Annotated in this window: 11 protein-coding genes; 8 read left to right on the top strand and 3 right to left on the bottom strand. The window is 37.6% G+C overall.

Translation table 11 applies throughout. The features are described from left to right. Positions 1-9 precede the first annotated feature (9 nt). The 6 genes from yihG (at position 10) to F960_RS08715 (ending at position 4,428) form a co-directional block, all read left to right on the top strand. Positions 10-963, top strand: coding sequence for a 1-acylglycerol-3-phosphate O-acyltransferase, YihG family (gene yihG, locus F960_RS08740; RefSeq protein ID WP_004862801.1), 954 nt, complete (start codon positions 10-12; stop codon positions 961-963). A 30-nt stretch (positions 964-993) separates the two neighbouring features. Beyond that, positions 994-2,055 carry an ion transporter gene (locus F960_RS08735; protein ID WP_004862798.1) on the top strand — a complete coding sequence of 354 codons (1,062 nt, stop codon included), beginning with the start codon at positions 994-996 and terminating at the stop codon, positions 2,053-2,055. Positions 2,056-2,169: 114 nt separating this feature from the next. Beyond that, a complete protein-coding gene (gene minC, locus F960_RS08730; protein WP_004862797.1) occupies positions 2,170-2,886 on the top strand; it encodes a septum site-determining protein MinC in 717 nt (238 codons plus the stop codon). Between the two features lie 65 nt (positions 2,887-2,951). Beyond that, entirely contained in the window at positions 2,952-3,764 is an 813-nt protein-coding gene (gene minD / locus F960_RS08725) for a septum site-determining protein MinD (RefSeq protein ID WP_004862794.1), read from the top strand. 2 nt (positions 3,765-3,766) lie between these two features. After that, on the top strand, positions 3,767-4,039 hold the full coding sequence (minE, locus tag F960_RS08720) for a cell division topological specificity factor MinE (RefSeq protein ID WP_004862791.1): 273 nt from the start codon (positions 3,767-3,769) through the stop codon (positions 4,037-4,039). Positions 4,040-4,140: 101 nt separating this feature from the next. Beyond that, entirely contained in the window at positions 4,141-4,428 is a 288-nt protein-coding gene (locus tag F960_RS08715; RefSeq protein WP_004862788.1) for a PA4642 family protein, read from the top strand. 53 nt (positions 4,429-4,481) lie between these two features. Here F960_RS08715 and F960_RS08710 read toward each other — a convergent pair whose 3' ends face one another. The 3 genes from F960_RS08710 to F960_RS08700 all read right to left on the bottom strand — a co-directional run bounded on the left by F960_RS08710 (position 4,482) and on the right by F960_RS08700 (position 10,189). Then, positions 4,482-5,102, bottom strand: coding sequence for a LysE family transporter (locus F960_RS08710; RefSeq protein WP_004862784.1), 621 nt, complete (start codon positions 5,100-5,102; stop codon positions 4,482-4,484). Between the two features lie 190 nt (positions 5,103-5,292). Beyond that, on the bottom strand, positions 5,293-7,044 hold the full coding sequence (locus F960_RS08705; protein ID WP_004862781.1) for an SWIM zinc finger family protein: 1,752 nt from the start codon (positions 7,042-7,044) through the stop codon (positions 5,293-5,295). Between the two features lie 67 nt (positions 7,045-7,111). Continuing rightward, a complete protein-coding gene (locus F960_RS08700) occupies positions 7,112-10,189 on the bottom strand; it encodes a DNA translocase FtsK (protein WP_004862778.1) in 3,078 nt (1,025 codons plus the stop codon). Between the two features lie 346 nt (positions 10,190-10,535). Here F960_RS08700 and trxB point away from each other — a divergent pair, with 346 nt between their 5' ends. Both trxB and F960_RS08690 read left to right on the top strand, forming a co-directional pair. Next, a complete protein-coding gene (gene trxB / locus F960_RS08695) occupies positions 10,536-11,489 on the top strand; it encodes a thioredoxin-disulfide reductase (RefSeq protein WP_004862775.1) in 954 nt (317 codons plus the stop codon). A gap of 124 nt (positions 11,490-11,613) precedes the next feature. After that, complete coding sequence (locus tag F960_RS08690; RefSeq protein ID WP_004862770.1) at positions 11,614-13,164, top strand: methyltransferase regulatory domain-containing protein; 1,551 nt, start codon at positions 11,614-11,616, stop codon at positions 13,162-13,164. Positions 13,165-13,202: the final 38 nt, after the last annotated feature.

Raw genomic sequence — 13,202 nt, 5'->3', positions numbered from 1 at the left:
GAATGTTGTATGTCAACTGAACAACCTAAACAACCTATATTAAAAAAAATCACACGAGGTTTAACCGTTGGATCGGTCATTACAGGAAGTACTTTTTTCCATGGCCCTCCTGTACTTGCTTTAGGTTTTACCAAGTTTTTTAAGAAATCACGCAAAGTTGATGAAACCAATATTCAAATCACCAATAGCTGGCTCAGTGTAAATAATTGGCTCATTGATCATGTCTTACCACACTTAGAATGGGATATCAGCATTGACGAGAGTCTTGATCTCAATATGCAAGGCCGCTACCTCATGACTTGTAATCATCAAAGCTGGGTTGATACCACAGTCAATCAATACTTTGGTTTGACCCGTATGCCTCTAACCCGCTTTTTTACGAAATGGGAACTTATTTTTATTCCATTTGTGGGTCAGGCATTTAAAATCTTGGGCTTCCCAATGATGAAACGTCACAGTAAAGAGCAAATCGCAAAAAATCCTGAACTAAAACATCGTGATATGGAAGAAGCACGTAAAGCTTGTGAACAATTGCTCAGCCAGCCTTTTACCCTGCTCAACTATTTGGAAGGTACACGTTTTACTCAAGAAAAGCACGATCAACAAAAATCACCCTATACAAATCTTTTGAAACCTAAGGCTGGTGGTCTTGCGCTTGCGTTAAATATTTTGGGCGATAAAATCGATGCCTTGGTCGATATGACGATTGTCTATCCTGATGGTGTGCCCGGTTATGGTGAATTTTGGTTAGGTGATGTCTCTCGTATCGCAGTCAATCTGCGTAAGATTGATATTCCAGATTGGGTGAAAGGCGGTAATTATGAAGATGATGCAGAGTACCGTGAGCATTTTCAGCAATGGGTCGATGAAATATGGACTGAGAAAGATCAATTGATTAGTCGTATGAAACAAAAGTATCAGTCTCATGCACAAATCCCTGAACCACAACAAACTACAAATTAAAGCATATTAAAATAACAAAATAGGACAGCTATGGCAGATTCAGAAAACTCTAAAAAGATCCACATGCTTGAGCGTAACTACAATACGCCAGCTTGGAAATTATTTTTGATTTATGACATCTTTATGATGGTCATTATCATCGTCAATCTGGTCTGCCTTTGCTTAAATGCTTTTTTGTTAAGTCATTTTGCCGATTGGCTATTTAACGAAATTCATTTACCTCAGCTTTTAAGTTTTTATAAAACAGATTTACATCCATGGGTCGTCAAAACTGAAAGCTGGTTTATTACCTTTTTAATCTGCGAATTATTGCTACGTTGGTTCATTGCCATCATTCACAAACATCATAAACGCTGGTTCTTTTTTCCGTTTATCCATTGGTACGAAGTCCTAGCGATTATTCCCTATTTACGTTTTTTAAGATTGATTCGCGCAGTCATCATTGCTTATCGCTTAGAAGAATTGGGCTTTAAAGTAATTCCTGAAAATTGGAAGAAAACGGCTCTGTTTTATTATCGTGTAGTCATGGAAGAACTTTCTGATCGTGTTGTAATTACAGTCATTGATAGTATCCGTCATGAATTGGATACCAGCTCAAGTCATAAAAAAATTATTCATGATCTAGTTGACCATCACCGTGAAATGTTTGCGCAAACTTTGGCACAAGTTTTACAAGAATCATTGGCGACTGAACTTAAAAATCAACAGGCCAATATCACAGACAATGTTGGGCAGATCGTTAGTAAAGCCATCGCAGACACGCCAGAATTGACCAAATTATTGAGACTGATCCCTATCGTAGGTTCTACGATTGAACATCAGATACAAAGTATAGGACAACGACTTGGGGAAAATATTACTCAAGGTTTAATTGATCCCTTTGTCGCTGGAAATGCCAAACAACCCAATGCCAGCTTCGAATTGATTGCGGAAAAAGTCAGCCAAATGAATATCGAAAATCAAGCACTCGAACAATTGGTTGAATCTGTAGTCTATGAAAGTTTAGAATCAATTCGCAAGCAAGTTAAAATTAAACAGTGGCAACTTGTATTAGAAAAAAACGATCAAGCTAAAGAAGCATCAATTCATTGAAAATATTTGTATCTTTGCTAGAGATTAATGCAAAAGTGTTCTAGCATTTGCACAACTAAACTATATGACATTGACCTTCACTTTATGCGGTCAAAAGCCCTTTAAGGAATTTTTATGGCTGATATTCGGATTACTGGCAGAATGGTTAATTTTACCCGATTAACCTTTGATACAAATGATCATGATGTCATCCGCAAGCAACTTAGTACTATGCTCGACGAAACTTCTTATCAAGGAGCTTTAGTAGTCTTAGATACGACAGTAGAACAAGAACTGATTGCTTTGATTCAGCTTTTAATTGATCTTGATTTACAACCTATGGCGGTTATTGATGGATTGATGGGGGATCAAGCTCGTTCGATTCAATTCCCTGTTTTACCCGTTGATCGTCCATTACAAAAAATTAAGCCGACTCAAGAACAAATTGTTGAAAAAGAGCCTGCTGATGCTAAAAATCAACAATCTGTTACAACTTCGCAGCCAAAAAATGTCAGTTATGCGACATCTTATCATGATGAAATATTGAGAACTGGACAATGCATCGTTCAAGATCATGGTGACATCATTATCAACGCAGGGACAAATAGCGGTTCAGAAGTCATTGCTTCAGGAAATATACATATTTACGGTAATGTCCGTGGTAGAGTCATTGCAGGCGCAGGCGGTAATACCAAGGCGAGAATTTTTTGTCATTCACTAGAAGCAGAGTTGATTTCTATCGCAGGGACATACTGCGTTGCAGATGATATTCCGCAAAATTTGATTAAAAAGTCAGTTCATATTTTTCTAAATGATAGCCAAGAACTTGAATTTAAGGCATTAGAAATTTAAGGTATAAATTAAATCACCAAAAAAGCCCCTAAAAAAGGGGAATGACCATAACAGGAGTGGATTCGGTGGCCAAAATTGTTGTCGTTACATCAGGCAAAGGCGGGGTAGGTAAAACTACAACGAGTGCATCTTTTGCAGCAGGATTAGCCCTTCGTGGTCATAAAACTGTTGTTATCGATTTTGACGTAGGTTTACGTAATCTTGATTTGATTATGGGCTGTGAACGTCGCGTCGTTTACGATTTTGTAAATGTCATCAATAATGAAGCACGATTACAACAAGCACTTATTCGTGATAAAGACATTGAAAATTTATACATCTTGCCAGCATCGCAAACTCGCGATAAAGATGCATTAACAGATGAAGGTGTTGCTCGCGTTATTGATGAGCTTTCACAAGAATTTGATTATATTATTTGTGACTCACCTGCTGGGATTGAACGTGGTGCAATTTTATCAATGTACCATGCAGATGAAGCAATCATCGTAACCAACCCAGAAATTTCATCCGTTCGAGATTCTGACCGAATTATTGGTATGCTAGACAGCAAAACCAAAAAAGTAGAACAAAATGAAGGACGTATACGTAAGCATTTATGTATTACTCGTTATAATCCGGAACGTGCTGATAAACAAGAAATGTTGACCATTGAAGATATTTCTAAAGATATCTTGCGTATTCCAACCTTAGGGGTAATTCCTGAATGTCCAAGCGTGTTACAAGCATCTAACGAAGGTAAACCAGTTATCCTTTATTCAGAAGCTGCTGCAGGACAAGCGTATGACGACCTTGTTGCGCGTTTCCTTGGTGAAGAGCGTCCTTATCGACATATCACAGCAAAACCTAAGGGTTGGTTAGCACGACTATTTGGAGCGTAATAATGGCGGGATTTTGGAGTAAACTTTTTTCAGGTGATGACAAACAATCGAGTGCCAAAACTGCTAAAGATCGTTTAAAAGTAATCGTGGCATCTGAACAAGGTTTAGGTCGTCGCTTGAGTCAAGATAAGATTAATCAAATGAAAAAAGAGATCATGCAAGTGGTCAGCCGTTACGTTAGCGGAGTTGATGAACAACATATCCAAATGCAAGTTCGCTCAGAAGCGAATATTGAAATGTTGGAAATGAATATCAATTTACCTGAAGAACGTTAATTTTATAATTGATTAGTCAAATAAATTGAATCAAGGCAAAATATCGCAAGTTATTTTGCCTTTTTCATAGGCACAAAAATAAATTTTAAGGAGATTGCGTCATGGCATTATCACAGCCTGCAACTTTCAACGAAGAATGGTCAGATGAACGTGTATTTGCCTATTTGAACCAACTTCCTCCTGATGGTGTAAATGCTGATTTTCATGTGTTGTATAATGCATACAAACACATGCGTCCAAATGATTTTGAAAGATTATTGGTAAAATTCAAAGCCGATGGTCGTGACATCAATGCAAAAAATCCAGAAGGACAAACCATCAAAGACGTGATCAATGAATTTCCACGTCAACGTGATGGATTTTTAGAAGTTTTAGCAAAATTTGCTTAAATTTCACATAAAAAAACCTGCTTCATGCAGGTTTTTTTATGTTCAAAATAAACTTATTTACTACCAATCAGAAACAGACCAAATGCTGTAAAAACACCACCTGAAATGCCATCAATCCATTGCGTTGCATTTTTATATGCTTGCTTGAACTTAGCCAATGAAAAGACAAATGCAACAAAACTAAACCATAGAAATGTCACGATTGATACCAAAATGAACATCACAAAATGTACGTTATCTAAAATCGGATTTGCCATAAATACCGAAAAGACACTACCAAAATAAATGACCGCTTTAGGATTTGAAATATTGGTCAATAGCCCTTTTAGAAAAAAAGACAAATTTGACTGTGGCAATTCAAAGGTCTGAATCTCCTGATTTTGCTTCTTGGCAAAGGCAGAACGTAACATTTGAATCCCTAAATAACAAAGATATAAACCACCTAAAACCAAAAGAACATGTCTAAGCCAAGTGATTTTGTCAAAAATGATATTCAAACCCAGCATTGCTAACATTGCCCAAAACATCATACCCATAGTAATGCCCGCTACAACGAACATCGATTGTTGACGTGAACGACTAATCGCAGTTTGCGATACTAAAAAGAAGTCCGGCCCTGGTGTTACCAATGCACACAAATGGATAAACACCAAGGTAGATAATGTGATCAACATAAGCTTACCTTTGGGATGTTTTGAGTAGATGAACAACGTTAGGGATAATAACGAAGTCAAAATTAGTCTAAACTAAATATTCGCTAATTTATATATTTTTTGTGTGATTATTTAGCATAGTTACACAAAAGTTTTTCTGAATATTTGCATGACTATTCACTAAAAACTTCAAATAAATTTAAAGCAAAATTTAAAGGCTAAATTCTGCTTCTAAACGGCGTAACAATGCTTTTCTATGAGCAAGATAGGTATGTGCAAAATCTAAAAATTTATCAATCACTTCCTTCTGTTGACGTATTTTTAAAATCTGTAGCAAACTAAATAAATACTCATAGTTATTATTTTTTGAGGTTTGGATAAACTCACTTTCCAAGTTAAACAGTTGAATGAAAAGATCAAGTGCTTGAGGATGATCCAACATTTCCCAGCGGGCAAATAATCTTTTATATTTTTTCTTTAGACGTTCATCAAAGCCAAAACTATTATTCTTTGTGTAGATCAAATCTTTTTTAAATAAAATAAAGGCTTGTTTTGCATAAAAAATATTACCCAAATCCAGATAAAATTCAGTTTTTTCTAAATAATCAAAATAAGCATTATCCAAAGCCATTTGCATGATATTCTGCTGCAATTGCTGCGCTTCAGCATCACTCAATGCTAAATGTTGTATCACCTGATTTTGCAATTTTAAGATTTCAAAAAAATGCCTTGAACGCTGGATCTGGTTATTTTCAAGATATTTTTCTAGTTCAATATATAAGGACGGATATTGTTCAAGCTGGAATAGTGCTTGAGCACGTGTCGCATCATATCGGGCATTATCGATCGTAGCTGAATGCTTTAGATAGTTTGTCCAATCCTCAATACTCTGATAATACTGCCGATAATAAACCGCCTTATCTTGGATAAGATCACACTCTTCAATCAAAGTTAAAAAATTTGAGCGACCATTTTCAGCGAGGATCGACATTGTATGCTTTTGAAATAATTCGTTATCTTGAGCAACAGCGATCTTACGCACATTACTCTGCTCGATCCAAGTATGTACTTGCTCGATACATTCAGCTTGGCTTGAATGTATCACCTGAGACAATAAACCTTCGGCTAAATAACTCTCGTCTGTTAAGTATTCCTGTAGAATATCCAGCATTTCTTTGGGATGGATTTGCAAAAACACTTCAATAGGCGACAGGTAGGTAAATAACTTATCAATAATATAATCTTGCGCCATCGCAAATGCTTCAATATGCGTATGCACTTGCCGAGCGCACTCCAGACGCATCCTCATCCCCTCAAGGTTTTGAGCTAGGCGACTAAATTGATCTTGCAATAACGCAATGAGAGAGTCAGCTTGGCGATGAATACCTTCAATGCTTTTTGCCCTTTTTACTGCACTCACTATTTTTTTTAATTTTTTAGTGAAATCGAGAATGTCTGTTCTTTTGACCAATATCGCCGAGATTTCTTTTTCCACGGCAGGATAATAGCTCAGGATATGCCTAAAGATACGATTTTGATCATCGATACTCAATTTAGAAAGTACCTGATCCAATTCAGGTGAAATTTGATCGAGCCATTTCGGTGCTGACTCGTTAGAGTCAATTTTTACAGGGATATTTTTTTCTGTTTTAACTGTCGTTTTTTTAATGCTTGGTTTTTTAGAACCTATGATTTGCCCATGAGCCAGAGTTAACCCTAAAGCCACCAAATGTTTACACCATGACTCCGCATGAAATGATGGACAGTTACAAGTCGCTGCAAAATTATGTGTATTCAATGATACGTTATAAAGCTTTGTACCGATGACTTGAACCTGAAAAATGCCTTCGGCTTGAACTAAATCAACAACACGTCCTTGTTGATAATATTTCATACCACGTTGAAATATTTGCTCAGTCGATAAAGCTAAAATATTTTCATCATTTAAAAATTTTAATGTCATATAACTTATTTCATTAAAAAAGCCATATCCTCGTAAAAGTATATGGCTTTCATTAAACTAAAAACAACTACACCAAAATTTCACGTTTGCCGTTGGCTCCCATTGCACTGACGATGCCCTGTTCTTCCATTTGATCGACAATACGGGCAGCTCGGTTATAACCCAAACTAAATTTTCGTTGTAGGGATGATACAGAGACTTTACGTGTTTCAAGTACAAAGGAAACGCATTGGTCATATAAAGCATCACGATTTGAATCGCCATCACCGTCTTCAAAACCACGTGAAGTCGGTTCTTCATCGTAAGGCGTTAAGATTTCATCCACATAATTTGGTGAACCACGCTCACGCCATGCATCACAAATACGGTTTACTTCATCATCCGCAATAAATGCACCATGAACACGCTCAGGCTCGATTTTACCCGGCCCTAAGAACAACATATCACCATGACCAAGCAGGTCTTCTGCACCACCAGCATCTAAGATTGTACGCGAGTCAATTTTACTGTTCACACGTAAAGCGACGCGTGTCGGAATATTGGCTTTGATCAACCCTGTAATCACATCTACAGAAGGACGCTGAGTCGCAAGCAATAAGTGAATGCCCGCAGCACGTGATTTTTGTGCCAAACGCGTAATCATTTCCTCTGCTTTTTTACCCACTTGCATGATCATATCTGCAAATTCGTCGGCAACAATCACAATTGATGGTAATGGAGTTAAACGTGGCGCACGTTCTTGTGTTGCTGAATCACTTGGCTTCCACGTCGGATCAATCAGGTCTTCGCCATTTGCCAAAGCCTCTTCGACTTTAATGTTATAATCACTCAGTTTACGTATTTTCAAAAATGACATCAGTTTATAACGGCGTTCCATTTCATTAACACACCAGTTCAATGCACTCACAGCATCTTTCATGTCTGTAACCACTGGGGTCAATAAATGAGGAATATCATTATAGTTTGCGAGTTCTAACTGTTTCGGATCGATCAAAATCAAGCGCAGTTGATCAGGCGTATATTTCAGTAACATCGATAAAATCATCGCATTTACTGCAACAGATTTACCTGAACCTGTAGTCCCCGCAACCAACATATGTGGTGCTTTTGCCAAATCAGTTAAAACAGGATTACCAGAAATATCTTTACCCATCGCCATAGAAATCAAGCCACTTGGGTCACGAAATGCTGGTGTTTCCAAGAGTTCAATCAAACGCACCATTTCACGGCTACTGTTTGGCACTTCGATACCGATATATGGTTTACCCGGAATCACCTCAACTACACGGACCGAAGCCATTGACATTGAACGTGCCAAATCACGTGAAATATTGGTTACTTTAGAGGCTTTAACACCTGGCGCAAGATCAAGTTCAAAACGTGTCACCACTGGACCCGGTTGAGCTTCGATAACTTTGGCTTTGACATTAAATTCTTGTAATTTAATTTCAAGAAGTTCAGATAATCGTGCAAGCTGTTCGGCAGTAAAATTGACTTTTTTATTTGGGTCAACGCTATCCAACAACTCAAGCCCCGGTAACGGAGACAAGTCTTTACGACGTTCAGCGACTTGCATTGCACGTGACATTGGACGACCAAATGCATCCGTTAAAGGTGCATCTAGATCAAAATCATCTTCGTCTTGTGTTGGTTTGCCTGCTGTATCTTGCCAAGCCTCTCTAAATGCATCTTTATTTGAAGAAATAATATTTTTCTCTTCTTCAGATACATGTGAATTAGTGAGATTGGTTTGAATATCTGCTTTTACAAATGGAGTAGATTGAGCATAGCTACTGGTTGTACGCACTGCAGGTGCTACTTCTTCAGGTTCATCCACAAGTGATGCGAGATCATCTAATTCTTCTGCCAAACTATGCGGTACTTTTGCAGCTTGTTCGAGCGGTTGATTTGTCAGATTCGCTGTTGCTGCTATGCCCTGCCCTGCGATAACGCTTGCCCCAATCACTTGATGATCTGCTAAGACTTCTTGGTTATACGGACTATGTAAATCTGTTGCTGTTTCACCATTTGGAACGGCTGCCAGTAAATCATCAAAAACCTGATCATCATTCCAATCAAGTTTATCATCATGCGAATTTTGCCCTGAAGCATCCGTATTGTGAAGTGTATGCGTACCTTCTTGTAGCATTTCACTCAAATGCTCTGGTTGCATACGCGCGCGTTCTTCATCATCCGCTGCACGCAATAAAGCATCAATTTCTTGTTTGTGATTATTTTCTTGATGTAAGGCTTTCCAAACTTCACCAGTAGCCACAACACGTTGGCTCTGTTGCTCAAGCGCATGTGCTTTTTGAATCGTTTGTTCAAGCTCAGCATCATCGATATCTTCATATGTAGAATCAGCATGTTCACGTGCAACCATATCCGCAAATAAGCGCTCAGCTTTTGCATCATGTAAAGCCGTATTTGCATCTGCTGTCACTGCCTCAGTTGCAGACAATGCTGCAATCGCTTCTGCATCTTGAGCTGTAGGCTGAGTACTTTCCTTTATTGCCACAGTTTTTTTCTTTTGTGTCGGTGCGGTCAAATCAAAATCAGATTCGCTTTCAGGGACATTTTTATAAAATAGATCTTGTAAATAAGCAGGTGTCGCTTTGAGTGTTGCCCATGTTTTATTCCACTTCACACCAAAAGCAAGCGTAAATAAAACTAACCACAGTGCAACTAAAAAGAATACAGCACCATAAATCGTAACCAAGCCAGAAAGACTTTCGCCCAACTCGTAGCCGATGATACCGCCTGAAGCATTACCCAAAGTATCCGCAGGAACATTCCAAAGCAGATACAAAATACTTGCTGTTGTTAAAATAATAAAAAATTGTGCAGCAAATCTAAATGGGCGACTTAAAAAGCTATGTGGCCACCAAACTTGTATCGCCTCAACAAATAAAAAGATTGGGATTAAAATACTCGCCCAACCTAAAAATCCAAACAGCAAATCCGCAATCCAAGCACCTGCTACGCCACTTGCATTTGATACTTGTTGTGTATCACTTGAAATATGCATCCAACCCGGATCAAAAGGGGTATATGTTACTGTTGCTAAAAACAGATAAATCCCAAATGAAATCAAGAAAAATGTTAATAATAAGCGCTGTGCATAAACACTTGACACCGCAGTCATATACTGTCCTGTAACCAATTATTCAAATTGCTCTTTTCTTGAGAAGCGATGTGCTATCTTCAAAGACTAAACTTTATATTATGCACTCGTTCTTGAAAAAAAGATGCATGATTATTTACTTGTGTTGTAAAGCTTTGTTGAGAATTCAGCGAATTAAATTGATATATTCATTCTGTCGCTATCATTCACAAATACCTCAAATGATCATCGTGCTTTCTTGATCGCAGAGTTCATAGCTCAATTCGATTTAGATGATCAATATTATCTACATAGTTGTCGCACAAATAGTATAAAGTTTCACGTATAATTTTGGCAATTTCTATATTTTTTATAAAAAGGATGACTCATGAGCGCTCGTCACTCTCGGTTAATTATTTTAGGTTCAGGTCCTGCTGGTTATAGTGCTGCTGTATATGCTGCACGTGCCAATTTAAAACCAACACTCATTGCTGGTATGCAATTGGGTGGACAGTTGACCACTACCACTGATGTAGAAAACTGGCCGGGTGATCCTGAAGGTTTAACAGGTCCTGCACTAATGGAACGTATGCAAGCCCATGCAGAACGTTTTGGTACAGAAATTTTATATGACCACATCAATGAAGTTGATCTTAAAACTCGTCCATTTGTACTCAAAGGCGATATGGATGAATACACTTGTGATGCATTGATTATTGCAACAGGTGCAACAGCTCAATATCTTGGTCTTGAATCTGAACAAGCGTATATGGGTCAAGGTGTAAGTGCATGTGCAACTTGTGATGGTTTCTTCTATAAAAACCAAAAAGTTATGGTTGTTGGCGGTGGTAATACAGCTGTAGAAGAAGCTTTATATTTGGCAAATATTGCATCACACGTAACTTTGGTACATCGTCGTGACAAATTACGTTCTGAAAAAATCCTTCAAGATCATCTAAATGAAAAAGTAAAAGAAGGAAAAATCAGTATTGTTTGGAATCATCAAGTCGATGAAGTCTTGGGTGACCAAACTGCAGGTGTTACTTCTGTACGTTTGAAATCTACTCAAGATGACAGCACTCAAACTGTAGATGTTTCAGGCATGTTTGTCGCGATTGGTCATAAACCAAATACAGAAATGTTTGCAGGTCAGCTTGAACTGCGTAATGGCTATATCCAAGTTCAAAGTGGTACAGCGGGTAATGCAACAGCGACTTCTGTTGCAGGTGTATTTGCAGCGGGTGATGTAGCTGATGATGTCTATCGTCAAGCGATCACTTCAGCAGGTTCAGGCTGTATGGCAGCACTTGATGCAGACCGTTATTTGGATGGTTTAGAGTAATAAGGCTAAATAAGCTTTTTTTCATAAAATAATTCAACAAAAAAACTGTCCGTTGTGGCAGTTTTTTTGTTTTTGAACTATAAAATATAACCAGAATTTTTACATGAAAAAGAATGGAATAAATATGACAACAAATTGGACAGATGGTTATCAGACCGTAGTCAACTACACCTATGGTTATTATCGAGATTTAAGTCCTAATTTTCAAAAATTTTGTTTGCTTCTAAATGGTATTGACTGTCCTGAAAACAATGAAAATCATCAGCACTGTGAGCTAGGATTTGGGCAAGGTGTCAGTTTAAATATTCATGCAGTTTCAAATTTAGGCATTTTTTATGGGACAGATTTCAATCCGGCTCATGCAGCGCATGCCAATGTTTTGGCTGAACAAAGTCACATTTCCCATCATTTTTATGATGATAGTTTTGAGGAATTATTCAATCGAGATTTACCGAGCTTTGACTCAATTAGCTTACACGGAATTTGGAGCTGGATAAGCCATGAAAATCAACATATTATCCTCAAATTTATTCGGAAACACCTCAAACCCAACGGCGTAGTCTATATCAGTTACAACTGCCTTACTGGCTGGGCTGCCAACATGCCCATCCGTGAGCTATTTCACAGTCACTTTAAATTTAATAGCCATAGCACCAATCCAGTTCAAAATGTCAAAGACTCACTCGAGTTTAGTGAAGCTTTGCTCAATCAAAATCCAGAATTTGCCAAACGTAATCCCAATGCGCTCAACAAAGTTCAAGAATTAAAAAACCAAAATCCAAATTATCTGATTCATGAATATTTAAATCAGGATTGGCAATGCTTTTCATTTCAGCAAATTGTTCGGACTTTAGAAGATATCAAACTGTCTTATGCAGGTACAACCAACCTCTCTAGTCATTTGGATCACATCAATTTTAGTGAAGAACATCAACAGTTTTTAAAACAAATTGAACATCCTATTTTCAAAGAACAATGTAAGGATTATTTTGCAAATACTCAGTTTAGAAAAGATTTATTTATCCGAGGCAAAAACAATTTAACACAGCTACAAACCAAAGAGCGCTTACGCAAAATTCCTTTTATTTTGCTGAACTCACCAGAGCAACTTCCAAAATCTGTTGCTGGGCTTCTTGGTGCATTTACTTTAAAAAGTGAAATTTATGAGCCTTTGGGCGCATATTTCAAAAACATTGATTATGCCCCTCAAAGTATCAGTCAAATTGAGGAAGCTATTCCTGAGCTTAACTATTCACAATTGATCAATGCCATCACGATTCTTTGCCATTTAGGTGTGATGCAACCTTGTCTAAATCAAGTGAATGATCAAGTCATTGAGCAAGCTCAACGATTTAACCGTTATGTGATAGATCAAGCTAGATATCACATTAACTATCAAGCAGTCGCATGTCCATTTACGGGGATCGGTATTGTAGCTGATCAGTTTACTCAACTATTTTATCGAGCACATTTTATCGAAGGTCATAACTCAGCCGATGCGTTTGCCCAATCTGTGCAACTTGTCCTTGATGATTTAAATTGGCTCGTTTTAGATAAGGATGGACAATCTGTTTCTGACAAACAGCAAAGTTTAGAAATTTTAAAACAAAAGGCGCAATATTTTATCGATGGCGATAAAATCCTTATCGCAAAACAGTTAAAACTATTTGCATAAAAATGACTTTTTTTCGCAAAGGATCAGCTAAGATAAAG

It is taken from the genome of Acinetobacter gerneri DSM 14967 = CIP 107464 = MTCC 9824 (assembly GCF_000368565.1).
Lineage (GTDB): Bacteria > Pseudomonadota > Gammaproteobacteria > Pseudomonadales > Moraxellaceae > Acinetobacter > Acinetobacter gerneri.
The sequence above is the reverse complement of the archived record's forward strand: the minus strand, read 5'-3'. Positions and strand labels throughout refer to the sequence as shown.

What these genes read in the sequence shown, in the direction of transcription:
- yihG (WP_004862801.1), top strand. Translation starts at nt 10, where the DNA reads ATGTCAACTGAACAACCTAAACAACCTATATTAAAAAAAATCACACGA.
- F960_RS08735 (WP_004862798.1), top strand. Translation starts at nt 994, where the DNA reads ATGGCAGATTCAGAAAACTCTAAAAAGATCCACATGCTTGAGCGTAAC.
- minC (WP_004862797.1), top strand. Translation starts at nt 2,170, where the DNA reads ATGGCTGATATTCGGATTACTGGCAGAATGGTTAATTTTACCCGATTA.
- minE (WP_004862791.1), top strand. Translation starts at nt 3,767, where the DNA reads ATGGCGGGATTTTGGAGTAAACTTTTTTCAGGTGATGACAAACAATCG.
- F960_RS08715 (WP_004862788.1), top strand. Translation starts at nt 4,141, where the DNA reads ATGGCATTATCACAGCCTGCAACTTTCAACGAAGAATGGTCAGATGAA.
- F960_RS08710 (WP_004862784.1), bottom strand. Translation starts at nt 5,102, where the DNA reads ATGTTGATCACATTATCTACCTTGGTGTTTATCCATTTGTGTGCATTG.
- F960_RS08705 (WP_004862781.1), bottom strand. Translation starts at nt 7,044, where the DNA reads ATGACATTAAAATTTTTAAATGATGAAAATATTTTAGCTTTATCGACT.
- F960_RS08700 (WP_004862778.1), bottom strand. Translation starts at nt 10,189, where the DNA reads ATGACTGCGGTGTCAAGTGTTTATGCACAGCGCTTATTATTAACATTT.
- trxB (WP_004862775.1), top strand. Translation starts at nt 10,536, where the DNA reads ATGAGCGCTCGTCACTCTCGGTTAATTATTTTAGGTTCAGGTCCTGCT.
- F960_RS08690 (WP_004862770.1), top strand. Translation starts at nt 11,614, where the DNA reads ATGACAACAAATTGGACAGATGGTTATCAGACCGTAGTCAACTACACC.